Consider the following 18,624-nt stretch of genomic DNA (forward strand, 5'->3'; position numbering starts at 1 on the left):
CTTTCGATGAACAACTTCCGCATCTGGGCACCGGCCGCCCAGCAGGACGTCCAACTCTGCCTCGACGACACGACCGTGCCGATGCAGGCCGAGCAGGACGGCTGGTGGAGCGCCGATGTCGACGCCTCCCCCGGAGCGCGCTACGCCTACCGGGTCGATGACAACGACGAACGTCCCGACCCGCGGTCGCTCCTGCAGCCCGACGGCCCGCACGGACGCTCGGAGGTGGTCGATCTCGGCGCCCATGACTGGCAGGACGAAGCGTGGCGGGGCGTGCCGCTGTCGGACGCAGTCATCTACGAGCTGCACATCGGCACTTTCACCGAAGAAGGCACGCTCGACGCCGCGATCGACCGGCTCGATCACCTCGCCGATCTTGGCATCACGCTCATCGAACTCATGCCGGTGGCTGCCTTTCCGGGCACCCGCGGGTGGGGCTATGACGGGGTCAACCTCTTCGCGGTGCACGAGGCGTACGGCGGCCCTCTCGCCCTGCAGCGCTTCGTCGACGCCGCACACGCCAAGGGCCTCGGCGTCGCACTCGACGTCGTCTACAACCACCTCGGCCCGAGCGGCAACTACCTGCCCGTCTTCGGCCCCTACTTCACCGACCGCCACCACACGCCCTGGGGCTGGGCGGTCAACCTGGACGGCCCGAACAGTGACGAGGTGCGTCGCTACCTGATCGACAACGCCCTCATGTGGTTCCGCGACTTCCACCTCGACGCGCTGCGCCTGGATGCCGTGCACGCACTGATCGACGATCGCGCCGTGCATTTCCTGGAAGAGCTTGCGGCAGAGACGGATTCGCTCGCCGATGTGCTCGACCGACCGTTGCTGCTGATTGCCGAGTCCGACCGCAACGACCCGGCGACGGTCGCTGCCCGGGCCGGCGGTGGCACGGGCGGCCTCGGCCTGCACGCGCAGTGGGCCGACGACCTGCACCACACCTGGCATGTGCTGCTCACGGGTGAGACCCAGGGCTACTACGCCGACTTCGCCGACCCGGACGCCCTGGTCAAGAGCGCCCGCACGCCCTTCTTCCACGACGGCACGTGGAGCAGTTTCCGGGGGCGGCATCACGGACGTCCGGTCGACGGCGAAATCACCCCTGGTGACCGCTTCGTCGCCTCGCTGCAGACCCATGACCAGGTGGGCAACCGCGCCACCGGCGACCGCCTCAGCCATCTCGTCTCCCCCGGACGCCTGGCGATCGGGGCCGCGCTCATGCTGACCGCTCCGTACACACCCATGCTGTTCATGGGCGAGGAGTGGGGCGCGTCCACCAAGTGGGCCTACTTCACCGATCACGAGGACCCCGACCTGGCGCGTGCAGTCAGCGAGGGGCGCCGCAAGGAGTTCGCCGAGCACGGGTGGAGCGAGGAGGTGCCCGACCCGCAGGAGGCCAGCACGCGCGACTCCTCCGTGCTGCGTTGGGACGAGATCGAGGAGCCCGTGCACCGCGCCCTGCTCGACTGGTATCGCACGTTGATTGCGTTGCGGCGCAACGTGCCGGATCTTCGCGACCCGTCCCTGACGTCCGGATCGATCGAACGCGACGGCGACCTCCTGCGGATCCGCCGCGGAGAGCACGAGATGGTCGCCAACTTCGGCGATGAGCCGGCACGGGTCGACCACGCGTTGCATGTGCTCGCAGCGTTCGAGGCGTCGATGGACGCCGGAGGCCACATGGTGCTCGAACCGGACGGTGTCGTCTTGCTCGGTCCGAACGCCGCATAACCTGACGGTCACAGAGCAGCCAACTGGAGGGCGAGATGGCAAAGGGTTACTGGATCGGTCGCATCGAGGTGCACGACCCGCAGGCGTATGCACAGTACGTCGCAGCGAACGGACCGGTCTACGCGAAATTCGGTGGACGTTTCCTCGTGCGCGGCGGCGCGTTCGAGTGCGTCGAGGGCAACTCTCGCGATCGCAACGTGGTGCTCGAATTCCCCTCGTACCAAGCCGCGTTGGCTTGCTACCACTCACCCGACTACGCGTCGGTGCGTGAGCTGCGGCAAGCGGGAGCGATGGCGGATCTGATCGTCATTGAGGGCTTCGAAGGTGCGCAGCCTGGCGAGTAATCGCCTGCTGCACAAGGAGATCGGCGCCGTCACACCCCCGAGGCACGACGCCGATCGCTTGTGGTCGGCCAGCTGATCAGGCAGCCGGACCGAACTTCTCCCAGCCGTCCGCCGGAGCGCTCGACAGTCCACGGAGCGCCTCGAGCATCTTGGGGTCCTGCGCGTCCAACCAGTCGCAGAGCTGGCGGAAGGTGACGAACTTGGTGTCGGGCTTGGCGGCCATGCGCTTGATGGCGTCCTCGACGGCGTCCATGTAGATGCCGCCGTTCCAGCCCTCCAAGTGGTTACCGATGATCAGCGGCGCCCGGTTGCCGTCATAAGCGAGGTCGAAGCCCGCCACGAAGGTGTCGGCCGCCTGCTTGCGCCAGAAGGGTCGTTTTGCCGGATCACCGTTGGTGCCGCCCGACTGATTGACCATGATGTTGTAGTCCATCGACAGGATCGACCCGCCCTTGTGCGCGAACGGGATCGACTGCAGCGACAGATCCCACAGGCTGCCGTCCTTGCGCGGCCAGACCTGCATGTTGGCCTTACTGGTGTCGTAACGCCAGCCCAGCTTCATCCCGGCCTTGCGGGCATTGTCGGCTCCCTGCAGGCACGGCGTCCGTCCGCCGATGAGTTCCTTCTCGTAGTCGAAGGGCAGCGGCGGCAGGTCGGTGAACCCGGTGTTTGTCTTCCACTTCTGGACGAACTCCTTCGCCTGCTTGATCTCGTCCAACCAGTCGGCCTCCGACCATGCCTCCACCCCGGTGGGACCGCAGAAGTGACCGTTGTAATGAGTTCCGATCTCATGGCCGTCCAGCCATGCCTGCCGCAGCAACTCGATGGTGCGGCGGACCTCGTTGTCCTTCTGGAAGTTGACGTCGGACGCGCCGCGCTGGAAGCCCGGGCCCTTGTAGAGCATCCGCTTGCTGTGGGGAAGGATGAAGAGCCCGGTGAGGAACCACGTCTGCGGGCAGTTGTACTTCTTGCCGACCTTCAGAAAACGCTCGAAGAGCGGCATGTTCTCGTTCTCGCCAGCGCCGTCCCACGAGATCACCACGAACTGCGGCGGCTTCTGGCCGGGCTTGAGCTTCTCCGGCTTCGGCTGGTGCGGCTGCGGGCCGCAGTCTGCCGTCGATCCGTCACCGATGAGCCGCGGGTTGTCGACGCTGGGCGGTCCGCCCTTGCTCGTCGGACTCGCCGTGCCGTCCGCGGACGCCCCGCTCGAGCCGCTCGGCTTCGACTCTTCCTTGCCATCGCTGCACGCGGCCAACGCGGTCGCCGCGAAGCCCGTCATCAGTACGGACCTACGCTTGACACCGATCTGCATCATGACCCCTTCATGAATGTGGATTGCTCGTCTCTGCGACGCCGGGCGAGGGCCCTTCGGTTGGTTCCTCGTGCCCACCGGGGGCAGCCTCACAGGCGGGCGGGACGTACTCAACTCTCCGCGCCGCGAGCGCGCCGAACATTCCGCGATTCATCTGGCCGGTTGACCGCAGTTGGGCGGCTCGTTCCTTCTAGGGTGAGCACATGCCGAACTCCACCCTCAAATCCCCTGCCGCGCAGAACCTCCTCGCCGCAGCCGTCGCGGGCGCCGGTATCTTCTTCCGGCCCTCCCGCATTCCCACCTGGGCTCGACGCGGGCTGACCGTCGCCAACACCGCCGGTACAGCGAGCTCCTTGCTGATGTCGGAGAAGGACGGCCAGACCGGCGGAGCACTCGGGCTCAAGCCCGTCACCGGCACCCGCAACACCACGGCGAGCGCCGGTTCCGCGCTGGCTGCGGCCGGCGGGGCACTCAGCCTGATCACCTCCGGGATCGGCCTCAAGCTCGATGCCAAGGCTGAGAACTACCTAGTCAAGAAGGGCGTCAAGCACCCGCGCCTGTGGATGGCGATCGGTGCGGTCGGTGTGGTCTTCCTGGTGAAGACGATGCAGGACGCCGCCACCAAGAAGGCCGAGGGTGCCGCCAGCAAGCTCGCGCAGAGCCGCACTGAGCAGCCGGCAGGCGGCCAGTTGAAGCAGCCGGCGAGCAAGCCGACCCGCGCCGCCGCCACCACCCCGGCGAGCAGTCCTCCCCGGGTCGCACCGGCACCTTCGGATGGCGCCGAGGCGAAGAAGCCTGAGGCGCAGGTCGATTCCTCCGCTGCTCCCGTCGCGGCTGCAGCGGCTGCCACCGCCGACGACGCTGCCAGTGCTCCCGGTACGCCTGCCGCGCCGCAGGTCGAGGACACCCCGATCTGGACCGACGTCACGAAGTCAGCCGCCGAGGTCGACCGTGCCGATCAGGCCGAGCGGGACGCCGACGCGATCGTGGCCGCCGACGACGACCTCGTGCCGGCAAAGGACGCCGATGTGACCGACACGAACGACGTCGACGACGACGCGAATCAAGCCGGCGATGGTCACAGGCCGTCGGCGTTCGAGGAGCAGTTGGCCAAGACGACCGACGACGACATCGACGAGCCCACCGTGTCGCCGACCGAGGGCGAGCAGACGAACTGAATCAGGTCCTCATGTGATGCCAGCTGAGCACCAGCGCGGCGGCGAGCATCACAAGGGTGCCGAACAGGCTCCACGGGCGTCCCGCCCGAGCGATCGCATCAGCGACCTCGGACGGGGCGCCCAACTGCTGCATGCGCTCCTGCACGGGTCGGCGTATTTTGCGCAGCTTCGTGCGTCCGAGAGTGGCTGCGAACGGCACATAGGCGATCAGCACGAGCGCGGCCAGCGGGATGCGCAGCCAGACTGCGTTGAAGTTCATCTCGACAACAACTGCGGCGACCAAGGCGGAGACAGCCAGCAGAGCGGCCGTCCCCTGCAGGAGATGGGTGGCGACTGTTCCGCGCCTCGCGCTGCCGTCCGCCCGGCGCACCAGGAAACCGAGGACGTGATGCTGCAGCCGCGCCTGTGACCACACCGTCCACCCGATGGTGACGACGAGCAACGACACCACCAGCCACGCCTTCACCCGGCCGACCTTAGTGCGGTTGCCGCAGGAGGCACGACCACACCGGCTGGTTTCGCGTGGCGAGCTGCCAGCACCGCATACGCTGCCGACCATGACAGACCCGGTTGACGTCCTGCGCCGCATCGCGTTCATCCTGGAGCGTGAGCGGGCCGGCACCTACCGGGTGAAGGCCTTTCGCGGCGCCATCAGCACCGTGCTTGCGACCGCTCCGGACGAGCTGCGCCAGCACGCTAGGTCCGGCACCCTCACCGACCTTCCCGGCATCGGCAAGTCGACCGAAGCCGTGATCAGCCAGGCCCTCGCCGGCGAGGAGCCCGAATACCTGCGCGCCCTCGAAGCCAAATACCCCGACCGCATGGTCGAGGGCGGTGAACAGATCCGGGCCGCGCTCAAGGGCGACTGTCACAGCCATTCCGACTGGAGCGACGGTGGATCCCCGATTCCGGAGATGGTCGCGACCGCGATGGAAGTGGGCCACGACTACCTCGTCCTCACCGACCACTCACCTCGGCTGCGTATCGCCAATGGCCTCTCGGCGGCTCGTCTGGCCGAGCAGCTCACCCTCATCGATGCGATCAACACGCACCTCGATGGAACCTTCACCCTGCTCAAGGGCATCGAGGTCGACATCTTGGACGACGGAGCCCTCGACCAGAGCCAGGAGATGCTCGCGCAGCTGGATCTGCGGGTCGCCTCGGTGCATTCGAAGCTGGCGATGGCGTCGGCGCCGATGACCCGGCGACTGATCGCCGCGGTCAAGAACCCGTTCACCAACGTCCTGGGCCACTGCACCGGCCGGATGACCGGCGGCGCTCGTGGCACCCGAGGTCAGTCCTCGTTCGACGCTGCTGCGGTGTTCGCGGCCTGTGCCGAGGAAGGCGTGGCCGTCGAGATCAACTCCCGACCCGAACGCTGCGATCCACCGGACGACCTGTTGCAGCTCGCGCGGGACGCCGGCTGCCTCTTCAGCATCGACAGCGATGCCCACGCACCCGGGCAGTTGGACCTGCTGCAGTTCGGTTGTGCCCGCGCCGAACAGTTCGACATTCCGCCCGAGCGCATCGTCAACACCTGGGAGCAGGATCGCCTCCTGGAGTGGGCTGCACCCCGCTGACCTGCGACGTTACTGGCTAAACGCGAGCGCGCGGCACTCGTTTTGGCAATCGCGGACCGACTCCCCTATAGTTGCGCAGGTCCTCAACGGATCCGAAACCCGAGTCCGCTCGGCACGGGCCCTGTCAGGGACAGGTCCCCATCGTCTAGCGGCCTAGGACACCGCCCTTTCACGGCGGCGGCACGGGTTCGAATCCCGTTGGGGATACGCAAGTCAGGTCTTGCACACGCAAGGCCCCGTAGCGCAGTTGGTTAGCGCGCCGCCCTGTCACGGCGGAGGTCGCGGGTTCGAGTCCCGTCGGGGTCGCCAGTTTGGTGACGAGGCTCTGCCGAGCCACATGGTTCGGTAGAGCCTTTTTCGCCAGGCTCACGGCCAGATAGCTCAGTTGGTAGAGCGAGCGACTGAAAATCGCTAGGTCGGCGGTTCGACCCCGTCTCTGGCCACCACTGCACAGCCCGCCTCGCGCTTCGGCGCAGGCGGGCTTTGTCGTGCCGCCCCCGGGTCACTCCCGAGCCGCTCACACCCGCACACCCGCCCGTGGCGCACCGATCCACCCAAGCGAGAATGGCAGGCATGTTCCGCCGATTCTTCGCCCGTCTGGCCGTCGCCGCGCTTCTGCTCACCTCGATGTCTGCATTGACCGCGATGCCAGCACGAGCACACGACACGCTGCGCCAGTCGATCCCGGAGAACGGCGCACGCACAGAACCCATCGAGGCGGTTTCGCTGGTCTTCACCGCGAATGTCCTGCAGACGGGCGCCGCTGTGGAGGTGACCGGCCCTTCGGGAGCCGTGACCGAGGGCGCTCCGCAGATCTCGGAGGCGCTGGTCACCCAGCAGGTGAAGACACCGTTGGCGGCCGGTGCCTACACCGTGCGCTGGCGGGTTCTCTCCTCCGACGGTCATCCGATCTCAGGCACATTCAAGTTCACCGTGGTGGCAGACAACAGGGCGAATGCCTCCACGCAGAATCAGACGCAGGCGCCGGGCGCCTCCGCCGAAGATGTCACCCCAGGCACAACTTCCACCGCTCCGACGCCCCCGGCACAGCAGAAGCCGACCGACTCCACCAACAACAACCCGGTGCTGATCATCGCCGCATCGGTACTGGCTCTGCTGCTGATCGGTGGCGGCGCACTGTTCGCCCGCTCCCGTCTTCGGGATGATGCCCCGCGTGCTGAATCGGCCACTGGATCTCGCGAAACGTCGGCGGGCGACGACCCCGAGCGCACCCCGCAGGACAGCCCGAGAGGCGTCGAAAACGCGCCCACCAGCGCAGATGAACGCCCCGACCAGCATTCGGACACGCGCGATCACGACTGATGCGCTACCAGCGGTGCCCCTGATGTACCGTTGGCCCCACGACAGATACCAAAGATCCCGGGAGTTCCGGATGATCGATCCTCGGGCTGCGGCTCGAGGTTCGTCGTTCGTGCCCCGGCAACACACACGAGGGGGTCTCGCCATGGGGCGCGGCCGGGCTAAAGCAAAGCAGACGAAGGTTGCTCGCGAGTTGAAGTACTTCTCTCCCGACACCGACCTCAACGCTCTCGAGCGAGAACTGCGAGCTTCGTCAACGACTCGACCTGCGGAGCACACCGCCGCAGATGCGAGTCACGGCGAAGACGACGATTACGACGACTACGCCGACTGGGCGTCGCACAACCGCTGAACCCTCGTCCGCGGACGCGACGAGCGTCGGCGCCACGACCACCGACCCGCTCAACCCTCGCGGTGGGCGGCTGTCAGTGTGCGTAACGACCGATCAGCTGTGCACCGCCGGCGTCGACGCCCTTCGCTCCGGTAATGACCTCACCGAGCGAGGCGTCGGCGTCCTCGCGGCCCACGATGCGACCCATCTCCCAGCTCGGGAGTGACGCGGCGTCCAGCACAGCCCGTGCCGAGTCGACGCACTCGGCGGGCAGGACGGCAACGAAGCCCACACCCATGTTGAGCGTCGCTTCCAGATCGCTCTGCGGCACCTTACCCAGCTCACCGATCACCGTGAAGATCGGCGCCGGCGTCCAGGTGGAACGGTCCATCACCGCCGTGACTCCCTTGGGAAGCACCCGCGCGACGTTCGCGGCGAGTCCTCCGCCCGTGACATGCGACAGCGCATGGATGTCGACCCCGTCAGCACGAATCAGGCGCAGCAGGTCTGCGGCGTAGACGCGGGTCGGGCTGAGCACCTCTTCGCCCAGGGTGTGGCCGAATTCCGGCACGTGCTGCTCCAACTGCCACCCGCTGGCCGCGATCACCTTGCGCACGAGCGACAGACCGTTGGAGTGCAGCCCCGACGAGGCGATGCCGAGCACCACGTCTCCCACCTGCACCCGATCGGGCGTGATGAGATCGGCGTACTCGACGACTCCTGTCGCAGCGCCCGCCACGTCGTACTCATCAGGATCGAGCAGACCAGGGTGCTCAGCGGTCTCTCCACCGACCAGCGCGACGCCTGCCTGAGCGCAAGCCGCAGCGATGCCCCCGACGATCGCCGCGATCCGCTCCGGGACGACCTTGCCGGTGGCGATGTAGTCGGTCATGAACAGCGGTTCGGCACCGCACACGACGATGTCGTCGACGACCATACCGACCAGGTCGAAACCGATGGTGTCGTGCTTGTCCATCGCCTGGGCGATCGCCACCTTCGTGCCCACACCATCGGTGGACGTCGCCAGCACCGGACGCTGCATCCGAGTCAGCGCCGAGGCGTCGAAGAGTCCGGCGAAACCGCCGAGGCCGCCCAGCACCTCCGGCCGCTGCGCCTGCCGCACGGAGGCCTTCATCAGTTCGACGGCCTTGTCGCCGGCGTGGACGTCGACGCCTGCATCGGCGTACGTGATCGGGGTGTCGCTCATGGTCGGCCTTCGTCGTCGAGGGTCAGGGGTGCTGCAGGGCGCCGGAGCCGCCACCGGAAACTCCGAGGCTCACGCCCTCGGCGTCGGCGTGCCCACGGCGATCCTGCTCGGCGACGGGCACGCTGCGCTCATGTCCGGAGACGATGTCGAGCGGGAGCGTCTCCAGCACGTGCTTGCCGATCTGCCCGTCCTCCGGCAGTTCGATCGGGTACTCACCGGTGAAGCAGGCCGTACACAACTTCTCCTGCGGCTGAGCGGTCGCGGCGATCATGCCCTCGGTGGAGATGTACCCGAGCGAATCGGCACCGATGGACGCTCGGATCTCCTCGACCCCGAGCCCCGTCGCGATGAGCTCGGCCCGGGTGGCGAAGTCGATGCCGTAGAAGCACGGCCACTTCACCGGCGGGCTCGAGATGCGCACGTGCACCTCTGCGGCACCGGCCTCCCGCAACATCCGGATCTGGGCCCGCTGGGTGTTGCCGCGCACGATCGAGTCGTCGATGACCACGATCCGCTTACCGCGAATGGAGTGCTCAAGTGGGTTGAGCTTCAACCGGATTCCCAGCTGCCGCAGGGTCTGGCTGGGCTGGATGAAGGTGCGACCGACGTAGGCGTTCTTCACGAATCCCTGGCCGTACGGAATGCCGCTCTCCTGGGCATAACCGGTGGCTGCGGGCACCCCTGACTCGGGCACGCCAATGACCATGTCGGCCTCGACCGGGTGCTCCCGGGCCAGTTCACGTCCCATCTCGACACGCGCCTCGTGCACCACCCGGTCGTTGATGACCGCATCCGGGCGGGCCAGGTAGACGTACTCGAAGACGCAACCCCTACGTGTGGGCTCGGCGAAGCGGTGCGAACGCAGACCGTTCTCGTCGATCGCGATCAGTTCACCGGGCTCGATCTCGCGCACGACGCTCGCACCGACGGTCTGCAGCGCGGCGGTCTCCGAAGCGATCACCCAGCCACGCTCGAGTCGTCCGAGTGCAAGCGGGCGGACGCCGTAAGGGTCGCGGGCGGCGTACAGGGTGTGCTCGTCCATGAAGACGAAGCAGAACGCGCCGCGCAGCTTGGGCAGCACCTCGATCGCGGCTTGCTCCAGCGACTTGGACTCGTCGGCCGAGAGCAAAGAGGTCACCAGCGCGGTGTCGGAGGTGTTGCCGCGGGCGAGTTCACCGCGGATGGTGCGGCCCTCGTGGTGGGCGTCCACCATCTCGCGCAGCTCGACGGTGTTGATGAGGTTGCCGTTGTGAGCCAGGGCAACGGTGCCACCCGCGTGACCGCCGAGGGTGGGCTGGGCGTTCTCCCAGGTGCTGCCGCCCGTGGTGGAGTAGCGGGTGTGCCCGATCGCGATGTGACCGCGCAGACTGCTCAGGCTCGACTCGTCGAAGACCTGTGAGACCAGACCCATGTCCTTGTAGACCAGGATGCTCTGACCATCGCTGGTGGCCATGCCGGCCGATTCCTGGCCCCGGTGTTGGAGGGCGTACAAACCGAAATAGGTGAGTTTGGCGACTTCCTCCCCGGGAGCCCAGACCCCGAAGACGCCGCAAGCATCCTGCGGTGCTTTTTCGCCGGGAATGAGTTCGTGGGACAGCCGTCCGTCAGCGCGAGCCACGTACGTATCCTCGCACGCTGCCGGTCAACGGCCCGCGCGGCGGTCGGCCCACAGAGCCGCCAGCGCACCGAGGAGGGTGCCGAGCGTCCCGAAGATCACCGCGAAGTAGGCGAACGCCGTGCCCGTGGAGTAGTCGGAGGGCTTGCTGTCGGGCAGGTTGGCCACAACGGCCGCAGCAATGATGCCGATGACCGCACCGGTGAGCAGGAAAGCGACGATATTGGGCCGGCGGCGCACCGGGATCAACGTCGGGGGTGCCTCATCACCGGCATCGTCGGAGATTTGCTCGGGCTCATGGTTCGACACCGTTCAACCGTAGCGAGCCGGTGACTAGGGTTGCGACAGGTCCCTTCCCCCAGGCAGAGAGGCGCTACCCCATGAAGTGGGTCATCCTCATCCTCGTTCTCATCATCTTCGTCCTGTTGGCGATCATCTTCCTGCGCGATCCGCAGCGTGGTGGATCGGTCGGCATCCACGGTGTCGACGGCAAACGCAAGGTCGGACGCGGCTCCGAGGACGAGCCGGAGGCAGTCGAGCCACCCGCCACTGCCGCCTCTGCCGAGAGCAAGCCGGCCAAGGCCGAGCCGGCCACCGCTGAAGCTCCTGCTCAGACCAAGGACTCCAGCGCGCAGGCTCCTGCTGGTGCTGCCGCGGCTGCTGGTGCCGTAGGAGCCACGGCGGCGGTGAGTTCGACCCCCGAGAAGCAGGCTGCACCGCAGGACGACGCGGCCCCGGCCGCCGACGACTGGGACGCCGAACCCGCACCGGTGAGCGAGCAGCGTGCACCAGCCGAATCTGCCGCATCCACCGACGACGACTGGGACGCAGAGCCCGCGCCCGTCGACGAGGAGGCCGCACCGGCCCCGGCTGCATCTTCCGGAGATGACTGGGACGCCGAACCGGCACCGGTGAGCGACCAGGCGGCTTCTGCGGCACCTGCAGCTTCGTCGGGAGACGACTGGGACGCAGAGCCCGCACCCGTCGACGAGAAGGCAGGACCCGCTTCTTCCGGGGACGACTGGGACGCAGAGCCCGCACCCGTCGACGAGAAGGCAGGACCCGCTTCTTCCGGGGACGACTGGGACGCCGAGCCGCCCGCCCTCACCGACGACGCACCCGCTCCGGCGCAGAGCGCACCGGCCACAGAACAGGCGGCTCCCGCGGCACCTGCAGCTGCGTCCGGCGACGACTGGGACGCCGAGCCGCCAGCACTCACCGACGACGCGCCGGCTGCGGCGCAAGATGCACCGAGCCCCGCCGCCGAAACCTCGGGTGATGACTGGGACGCTGCTCCGCCGCCGCTCTCGGACGCTGCGTCCGATGCTGCCGGGCAGACCAGCCCGACCACGGACGCGTCAACGGATGTCGACGACGACAAGCAGGCAGGATCGACGCCGGCCGCTTCGACGGAAGCCGAGCCCGCGGCCGCGGCTGCTACGACCGCGACCGATGACGGTGGCGACGACTGGGCCACCCCGCCCCCCGCTTTGGACGACCTGCCGACGCAGTCGGCGTCCGCGGCCGACGACGGGGCACCGGCAGCCCCCGCTGCCCCGCTGACCAAGGAACCGGCAGAGCCCTCACCCACGGCAGAGACCGCAGAGACCTCCGCCGCTGACCAGGTCGACACCTCGTCCGGCGGCGGCGAGCAGCAGGTCGGCGAGGCGCCGGAATCGGAGCAGTCCGAGGGCACCACGTCCGCTGCCGCGACCACTGCGGCGGCCGACACGTCCGGTGCGGTGGCGCATGAGGCGCCCGCTGTGGAGACTGCTGATGAGCCGGTCGCCGGGCAGGCACCACCCGCTCCGGCCGATGACACCGACGACTGGGGCACTCCTCCTCCGGCGTTGGAAGACCTCCCGGCCACCGAACCGCAGACCGCCAAGACCGAGGCCGCCCCGAACACTGCGCCGGAGACCGACGCACCCCAGGCCGAGGCCCCGGAGGCTGAAGCGGCTGCGGCTGCGGCTGGCACGCCCGAAACCGAAGCCTCCATGGCTGAAGCGCCCGCAGCCGAGTCGCCCCAAACCGAAGCGCCCAAGACGGAAGCACCTGACGCGGGGGCGAAGGCGGAATCGCCTGCGCAGCCTGCCCGGGTCGACGGAGGAAAGCCGTGGGCAACCCCGCCGCTACCGCTCGGCGACTTCGAAGGCAGTGGCGGCCAGACCGGGCAGGCACCGTCGCAGTCGGCTCCGATGCGCGACGCCGACGAGGCTGATGCGGCATCCGGTCTGCACAGCGGTCAGGGTTCGGAGCCGCCGCACGGTATGACCGCGGCGAGCCACACCGTGATCGACGACGAGCCGGCAGCGACTGCTGCTCCGGCGGCCGCGCCGAGCGAGGTCGCTGAGGGTCCGGCAGACGGGCCGTTCGGTCCGGGCTCGGCGATGCCCGAGGATGACGGCTCCGGTCCGGCTGGATGGATCAAGGGCAACGCCGACTCGATGCTCTTCCACACCACCGACTCCCCCAGCTACGCCCAGACGGAGGCGGAGGTCTACTTCAAGGACGAGCAGGTCGCAGCCGCGGCCGGGTTCCGCCACTGGGACGCGTCCAAGCGCTGATGCAGCGTGAGCATGGGGGCCGTCGATCCGTCGACGGCCCCCATTGCTGTGCTCGAGGAGTTACGGACGCGGGATGAGCGGCAGGTATACGGTCAGGTCTGCGCGTCCGCCGGACGCCTGGAGACTGCCATCGGCCTCTGCGTCGTGCCACCGCTGATCGCCGACCGCCAGGCCCAACCAGGTCGCGGCCGACATCTCGACGACGTTGGCCGGTGTGCCTCGCCGATGGGTGGGGCCCTCGATCACCTGCACGGCACCGAAAGGTGGCACCCGCACTTCCACCGACCGTCCCGGGGCCTGGAGCGAGAGTTCTTCAAGGGTGTAGCGCACCGCGGTCGCCAGTACCGCCCGTTCCACGGTCGGATCAGCGCACCATGCGCGTACGGCTTCGCGACCCTGCACCGGGTCGATCCTGCGTCGTGCTGCCACGGCTTCCTTCCCTCATGCGGCTCGCTCAGGACGGCGGCCACCCGGGTCCTAGGCTCTCACCATGTCCGCGAACATCGAATTGCAGACCGATGAGCGCGGCGGCGTGTTGGTGCTGCGCGACGGCCATCCGCAGTCTTATGTCGATCCGAACGATCCCGGTCTGCTGACTTTCGAGTACATACAGCACTTCGCACTCGTCCTGGATCTCCTACCGCCCGGACCGCTGGCGGTGACCCACGTCGGGGGCGCCGGACTCACCCTCGCGCGCTATCTGCAGCACACCCGGGCGGGTTCGCCGCAGATCGTGCTGGAGCCGGATGAACAACTCACCGCTGCCGTCCGGCAGAACCTCCCGCTACCCCGTGGTCATCGCATCCGGGTGCGGCCGGTCGATGGCTTCACCGGCCTGCAGTGCCTCGCCGAGGGCAGCGCCGACGTGATCGTGATCGATGCGTTCGACAACGGACGGGTGCCGGGCGACTTGGTCACAACCGTTGCGCTGCAACGCTGTTCGCAGGTGCTCAAGCCTGATGGTGTGCTGCTGTTCAACATCGCCGATCGTCCTGATCGGCAGTTCCTGAATCGCGTCCTCGCCGGTGCGGCAAAGGAGTTCAGCACGTTGACGGTGCTGACCACCTCGGAGGTGCTGCGCAAGAAGCGATTCGGCAACTACGTCCTCGCTGCCACGAACGGCACACTGCCGGACGCAGAGTTGCGCCGACAGGTGGCCGCGGCTGACTTCCCGACCCGACTCGTGCCACCCGGGGAGACCGCGGCGTGGGCTCGCTCGGCGCGTCCGATCAGCTCTGCCGACGAAGACGCAGCACCGGCCCCGAGCGAGACGAGCCAGCTGCGATTCCGCTGAGCTTCAGGAGAATCGGCGACCGGTGAGAGCCTCGAAGGCCTCGATGTACTTCGCGCGGGTCTGCTCCACCACCTCGTCCGGCAGCGCGGGCGGCTGCGCGCCGGAGTTCTTGTCCCAGCCGCTGGCGGGCGAGGTCAGCCAATCGCGCACGAACTGCTTGTCGTAGGACGGCTGGGGGCCACCGGGCGCGTAGGTGTCGGCCGGCCAGAACCGGGACGAGTCGGGGGTCAGCACCTCGTCGGCGAGCACCAGCGTGCCGTCGGCGCGAGCTCCGAACTCCACCTTGGTATCGGCAAGGATGATGCCTCGCTGCTGCGCGATCTCATTGCCACGCTTCAGGATTGCGATGGTCAGATCGCGCACTTCAGCGGCCCGCTCCGCACCGATGGTCTGGACGACCTGCTCGAAGCTGATGGGCTCGTCGTGCTCGCCCACGGGGGCCTTCGTCGAGGGGGTGAAGATCGGTTCGGGAAGCTGCGAGCCGTCCACCAAGCCCGCGGGCAGTTCGACTCCCGACACCACACCGGTGCGCTGGTAATCAGCCAGCCCACCACCGGTGAGATAACCGCGAGCGACACACTCCACCGGCACCATGTCGAGCCGTTCGACGAGCACCGCGCGGCCGCTGACCTCGGCAGGGACGTCAGTGGAGATCACGTGGTTCGGCACCAGATCGGCCAGCTGCTCGAACCACCACAGCGACATCTGGGTGAGCACCTTGCCCTTGTCGGGAATCGCCGAATCGAGCACGAAGTCGTAGGCCGAGACGCGATCGGAGGCAACCAGCAACACCTGATCGTCGCGCGCGACGTCGTCCACGAGCGGCACATACAGATCGCGCACCTTGCCGGAGTAGACGTGGGCGTATCCGGGGATTTCGAGGCTCATGACGACATTCTTGCCCAACTGCCCCTCGCCGAAATTCACAGGTTCGATGGGCCCCATTCGACGATGTAAACAGTCAAGATAAAAGTGGTTGCTCCGCCAGCGCCAACCGGTCGCAAGAACCGCGGCTGTTGACGGAGAGATCATGCCAAGCGGTGATCCTCAAGGGTCATTCAACAAACATGGAGGTCAAGCATGGGTATCGGAGACAAGATCTCGAACAAGGCTGAAGAGCTCAAGGGCATGGCCCAGGAGAAGCTCGGTGACGCCCGCGACGACCACAGCCAGCAGGCTGAGGGCGAGGCGACCCAGGCTGAGGCCAAGGCCAAGCAGGCTGGCGAGCACGCCAAGGACTCCTTCGGCGACGCCAAGGATGCCGTCACCGGCAACTGACGCCTTCACCAACGAGAGCGGGCCCGACCATCTGGTCGGGCCCGCTCCGCTTGGGGCTGAGGTTAGACAGGGGTTTGTCAGAGGGTGATCTCGCCGCGTTCGGCGCGCAGTGCGATGTCGCTGCGGAACTGTCCGCCACGCAGGTCGATCTGCTGGACGGCCGCGTAGGCCGCAGCACGTGCCGCGGCTAGGTCTGGCCCACGGCCCACCACACTCAGCACCCGTCCGCCCGCCGACACGAGCTCGCCGTCCCGTTCTGCGGTCCCGGCATGCAGCACGTACGCGTCGTCGTGGTCAGCGATGCCGGTGATCGCGTCACCTGTGGCGGGAGCGGCCGGGTATCCCTCGGACGCCAGGACGACGGTCACTGCGCTGTCGGGGTGCCACTGCAGTGGTTCGATCTGGTCGAGTTCACCGCGAGCAGCAGACCGCAGCAGTCCACCCAACGGCGTGCGCAGACGCGCCAGCACGACCTGGGTCTCCGGGTCGCCGAACCGGGCGTTGAACTCGATGACCCGTGGCCCCCGGGAGGTGAGCGCAAGCCCCACGTAGAGCACTCCCGCGAAAGGCGTGCCACGGCGACGCATCTCGTCAACAGTGGGTTGGGCGACGGTCCGCACCACCTGTTCGACCAAGCCCGCCGGCGCCCACGTGAGGGGCGAATACGCGCCCATCCCACCGGTATTGGGGCCTTCATCGCCGTCGCCGATGCGCTTGAAGTCCTGGGCCGGCTCGAGCGGCAGCACCGTGGTGCCGTCCGTGATGCAGAAGAGGGAGACCTCGGGGCCGTCCAGGAACTCCTCGACGACCAGCGCGCTGCCGGCCGACAAGCAGCCTCGTCCGTGTTCGGTCGCGGCGTGCAGGTCATCGGTGACGACCACACCCTTGCCCGCGGCCAGACCGTCGTCCTTGACGACATAGGGCGCGATCGTGGCGTCCAGGGCCTCGCGCAGTTCCTCCTCGGTCGAACATACGCGGCACATCGCGGTGGGCACCTCTGCAGCGGCCATGACCTCCTTGGCGAAGGCCTTGCTGCCTTCCAGCCGTGCGGCTTCGCGAGAGGGGCCGAACACATCGAAGCCGGCGTCGTGCAGCACATCGGCGACCCCGGCAACCAGCGGCGCTTCGGGTCCGATGACGACCAGATCGACCGCTTCCTGCCTCGCCAGTTGCAGCACCGCCTCCGGGTTGTTGATGTCAACCGGCAGCCTGCGGGCCAACTGCGCCATCCCCGGGTTGCCCGGCGCGGCAACGATCTCCTCGACCTCCGGGTCAGCAGCAAGGCTGCGCACCAGAGCGTGTTCGCGGGCACCGGATCCGATCACCAGGATTTTCACGCTGCCGAGCCTAATCGCACCTCGGTGGCCGCGACGATGCGATCCACGCGAGCCTGCGAGCGGGGATCGAGGAGGAGTGCTGAGAAAAGACAGGCGTACGTTCAAAGGCCTGGTTCGCGCAGCGCGGTGCCCTATCTCGCACCCCCAACCACCCACGACCCTCAGCAACGACGATGCGATCCACGCGAGCCTGCGAGCGGGGATCGAGGAGGAGTGCTGAGAAAAGACAGGCGTACGTTCAAAGGCCCGGCTCGCGAAGCGAGCCGGGCCTTTGACGTACGCGGGCCCTCCCGAAAGTCAGGGGGGAGGTCTCTCGGGAGGGACCCGCTGCGAGCTTCGGGGTCGGCCGGAGGGGGACTCGGGCGACGCTCTCAGAAGCTCGGGCAACCCGTGGGTTGTTGTTTCAACTATTACTCATCCATCAACAGATGTCCAGCAAATGCGTGACGGCCTTGCGCCGCTGTCGGTGATCCGTCAACACTATGCATAGATCGGGGGTTCCCATGACTACTCAACAGCGCACCCAGCGCCCGTACCCGTCGTCCTCAGGTAACGAGGGTCTCGGCGTCGAGATCGCTGGGCAGCACACGGCGATGTACATGATGATTCTCGACGTTCCGTCGATCACGCACAACGAGTTGGTGCGGCGTGGCTTCGACAGCGACTACGTGAAGTCGACGATGCCGATGTTCATGCGGCGCGGCCTGGTGCGGCAGTTGGCCGAGGGCGTGTGGGAAGCGATTCCGCCCAACATCGCCTTGCCGGCGTTCGCCGCGCGCCTGGAGGAGTACGCCAGCACGATCCGGTCGTCCACTCCTGCACTCACCCGCACCTACTCTCGGCGGGAGGGGCCCAAGCCCGACCCGAGTGGCTACGAGCGCCTCAACTCACTCGACGAGATCGCACTGGCCACCCAACGGTTGTTGAGTTCGGCGGGCAGAAATGTGCACGGCTTGCGCAACGGCTCGCCGTACACCCGCTACCTGCTCGGTCTGCCGACCGATTTCCACGCCACTGCGTTGCGCAACGACCAGGGTGAACAGGTGGTGGGTCGGGTGACGCTCGACACCGAACTGCTCAATGATCCGGGCATCAACGAGGTGCTGGCTGCAAGGGCGAGCACCGGCGAGGAGCATCGGTTCGCCGCGTCCCTCCCCTTCTCGGCCCTGGTCAGCGAGCGGATGGCCGTCATCGACATCGACGGGCCGGGCGGAGTGGCGATGGGTCTGGTGATCGAGTCGTCGTACGCAGCGGCAGCGGTTCGTCGGGTCGCCGAAAGCGCGTGGAGAGCGGCGAGCCCATGGCAGGTGGGCAGCAATCGACCTCCGACCGTGGACGCGCGTGATCATCGAATCCTGCAGTTGCTCGCTGCTGGGGCGACCGACTCCACGATCGCCCGCCAACTCAACATTTCCCAGCGCACGGTTGAACGCCGGGTGCGGGCGGTGATGGACCGGCTCGGAGCAGATACCCGTTTCCAGGCCGGTGTGCTGGCCGGCAAGGCCGGACTGATCTGAAGAT

General features: G+C 67.5%; 18 protein-coding genes and 3 tRNA genes. 13 read left to right on the top strand and 8 right to left on the bottom strand.

Annotated elements, in window-relative coordinates:
• The first annotated feature begins 6 nt into the window (after nucleotides 1-6).
• Both treZ and J5M86_RS12630 read left to right on the top strand, forming a co-directional pair.
• Nucleotides 7-1,740 (top strand): malto-oligosyltrehalose trehalohydrolase, encoded by a 1,734-nt coding sequence (gene treZ / locus J5M86_RS12625; protein WP_188059107.1) that lies wholly within the window; start codon nucleotides 7-9, stop codon nucleotides 1,738-1,740.
• 35 nt (nucleotides 1,741-1,775) lie between these two features.
• Nucleotides 1,776-2,084, top strand: a complete 309-nt coding sequence (locus J5M86_RS12630; protein ID WP_188059106.1) for a DUF1330 domain-containing protein — start codon at nucleotides 1,776-1,778, stop codon at nucleotides 2,082-2,084.
• Nucleotides 2,085-2,160: 76 nt separating this feature from the next.
• Here J5M86_RS12630 and J5M86_RS12635 read toward each other — a convergent pair whose 3' ends face one another.
• Nucleotides 2,161-3,399, bottom strand: a complete 1,239-nt coding sequence (locus J5M86_RS12635) for a hypothetical protein (protein ID WP_188059105.1) — start codon at nucleotides 3,397-3,399, stop codon at nucleotides 2,161-2,163.
• A gap of 200 nt (nucleotides 3,400-3,599) precedes the next feature.
• Here J5M86_RS12635 and J5M86_RS12640 point away from each other — a divergent pair, with 200 nt between their 5' ends.
• On the top strand, nucleotides 3,600-4,574 hold the full coding sequence (locus J5M86_RS12640; protein WP_188059104.1) for a hypothetical protein: 975 nt from the start codon (nucleotides 3,600-3,602) through the stop codon (nucleotides 4,572-4,574).
• 1 nt (nucleotide 4,575) lies between these two features.
• Here the strand turns inward: J5M86_RS12640 and J5M86_RS12645 are convergent, their stop codons facing one another.
• Nucleotides 4,576-5,040 (bottom strand): hypothetical protein, encoded by a 465-nt coding sequence (locus tag J5M86_RS12645; RefSeq protein ID WP_188059103.1) that lies wholly within the window; start codon nucleotides 5,038-5,040, stop codon nucleotides 4,576-4,578.
• A 91-nt stretch (nucleotides 5,041-5,131) separates the two neighbouring features.
• On the opposite strand from J5M86_RS12645, the gene J5M86_RS12650 reads away from it, so the two are divergent.
• The 6 genes from J5M86_RS12650 (at nucleotide 5,132) to J5M86_RS12675 (ending at nucleotide 7,826) form a co-directional block, all read left to right on the top strand.
• Nucleotides 5,132-6,154, top strand: coding sequence for a PHP domain-containing protein (locus tag J5M86_RS12650; protein WP_188059102.1), 1,023 nt, complete (start codon nucleotides 5,132-5,134; stop codon nucleotides 6,152-6,154).
• Between the two features lie 134 nt (nucleotides 6,155-6,288).
• Nucleotides 6,289-6,361: transfer RNA gene (locus J5M86_RS12655), tRNA-Glu, on the top strand.
• 25 nt (nucleotides 6,362-6,386) lie between these two features.
• Nucleotides 6,387-6,463 (top strand) — tRNA-Asp (locus tag J5M86_RS12660).
• A 61-nt stretch (nucleotides 6,464-6,524) separates the two neighbouring features.
• Nucleotides 6,525-6,600 (top strand) — tRNA-Phe (locus J5M86_RS12665).
• Nucleotides 6,601-6,727: 127 nt separating this feature from the next.
• Entirely contained in the window at nucleotides 6,728-7,477 is a 750-nt protein-coding gene (locus tag J5M86_RS12670; protein WP_188059101.1) for a copper resistance CopC family protein, read from the top strand.
• Between the two features lie 142 nt (nucleotides 7,478-7,619).
• Entirely contained in the window at nucleotides 7,620-7,826 is a 207-nt protein-coding gene (locus tag J5M86_RS12675) for a DUF3073 domain-containing protein (protein ID WP_188059100.1), read from the top strand.
• Nucleotides 7,827-7,899: 73 nt separating this feature from the next.
• Here the strand turns inward: J5M86_RS12675 and purM are convergent, their stop codons facing one another.
• From purM to J5M86_RS12690, 3 genes are read right to left on the bottom strand one after another with little or no spacing between them, the layout of a single operon-like run.
• The gene (gene purM, locus J5M86_RS12680; protein ID WP_188059099.1) at nucleotides 7,900-9,012 is read right to left on the bottom strand and encodes a phosphoribosylformylglycinamidine cyclo-ligase; all 1,113 of its coding nucleotides are present in this window, start codon (nucleotides 9,010-9,012) and stop codon (nucleotides 7,900-7,902) included.
• 22 nt (nucleotides 9,013-9,034) lie between these two features.
• Complete coding sequence (gene purF, locus J5M86_RS12685) at nucleotides 9,035-10,630, bottom strand: amidophosphoribosyltransferase (RefSeq protein WP_188059098.1); 1,596 nt, start codon at nucleotides 10,628-10,630, stop codon at nucleotides 9,035-9,037.
• Between the two features lie 24 nt (nucleotides 10,631-10,654).
• A complete protein-coding gene (locus tag J5M86_RS12690) occupies nucleotides 10,655-10,936 on the bottom strand; it encodes a hypothetical protein (RefSeq protein WP_188059097.1) in 282 nt (93 codons plus the stop codon).
• A 71-nt stretch (nucleotides 10,937-11,007) separates the two neighbouring features.
• On the opposite strand from J5M86_RS12690, the gene J5M86_RS12695 reads away from it, so the two are divergent.
• Entirely contained in the window at nucleotides 11,008-13,194 is a 2,187-nt protein-coding gene (locus J5M86_RS12695) for a hypothetical protein (protein WP_208965027.1), read from the top strand.
• A gap of 60 nt (nucleotides 13,195-13,254) precedes the next feature.
• On the opposite strand, the gene J5M86_RS12700 is transcribed toward J5M86_RS12695, so the two are convergent.
• Nucleotides 13,255-13,623 carry a sterol carrier family protein gene (locus J5M86_RS12700; RefSeq protein WP_188059095.1) on the bottom strand — a complete coding sequence of 123 codons (369 nt, stop codon included), beginning with the start codon at nucleotides 13,621-13,623 and terminating at the stop codon, nucleotides 13,255-13,257.
• 61 nt (nucleotides 13,624-13,684) lie between these two features.
• Between J5M86_RS12700 and J5M86_RS12705 the strand changes: the two genes are divergently transcribed.
• The gene (locus tag J5M86_RS12705; RefSeq protein ID WP_188059094.1) at nucleotides 13,685-14,488 is read left to right on the top strand and encodes a spermidine synthase; all 804 of its coding nucleotides are present in this window, start codon (nucleotides 13,685-13,687) and stop codon (nucleotides 14,486-14,488) included.
• Between the two features lie 3 nt (nucleotides 14,489-14,491).
• On the opposite strand, the gene J5M86_RS12710 is transcribed toward J5M86_RS12705, so the two are convergent.
• Nucleotides 14,492-15,376 (bottom strand): phosphoribosylaminoimidazolesuccinocarboxamide synthase, encoded by an 885-nt coding sequence (locus J5M86_RS12710; protein ID WP_244328359.1) that lies wholly within the window; start codon nucleotides 15,374-15,376, stop codon nucleotides 14,492-14,494.
• Nucleotides 15,377-15,568: 192 nt separating this feature from the next.
• Here J5M86_RS12710 and J5M86_RS12715 point away from each other — a divergent pair, with 192 nt between their 5' ends.
• The gene (locus J5M86_RS12715; protein ID WP_188059092.1) at nucleotides 15,569-15,766 is read left to right on the top strand and encodes a CsbD family protein; all 198 of its coding nucleotides are present in this window, start codon (nucleotides 15,569-15,571) and stop codon (nucleotides 15,764-15,766) included.
• 77 nt (nucleotides 15,767-15,843) lie between these two features.
• On the opposite strand, the gene purD is transcribed toward J5M86_RS12715, so the two are convergent.
• Nucleotides 15,844-17,103 (bottom strand): phosphoribosylamine--glycine ligase, encoded by a 1,260-nt coding sequence (purD, locus tag J5M86_RS12720; RefSeq protein WP_188059091.1) that lies wholly within the window; start codon nucleotides 17,101-17,103, stop codon nucleotides 15,844-15,846.
• Nucleotides 17,104-17,606: 503 nt separating this feature from the next.
• Here purD and J5M86_RS12725 point away from each other — a divergent pair.
• Nucleotides 17,607-18,620, top strand: coding sequence for a LuxR C-terminal-related transcriptional regulator (locus tag J5M86_RS12725; RefSeq protein ID WP_208965028.1), 1,014 nt, complete (start codon nucleotides 17,607-17,609; stop codon nucleotides 18,618-18,620).
• Nucleotides 18,621-18,624: the final 4 nt, after the last annotated feature.

It is taken from the genome of Yimella sp. cx-51, assembly GCF_017654605.1.
GTDB lineage: Bacteria > Actinomycetota > Actinomycetes > Actinomycetales > Dermatophilaceae > Yimella.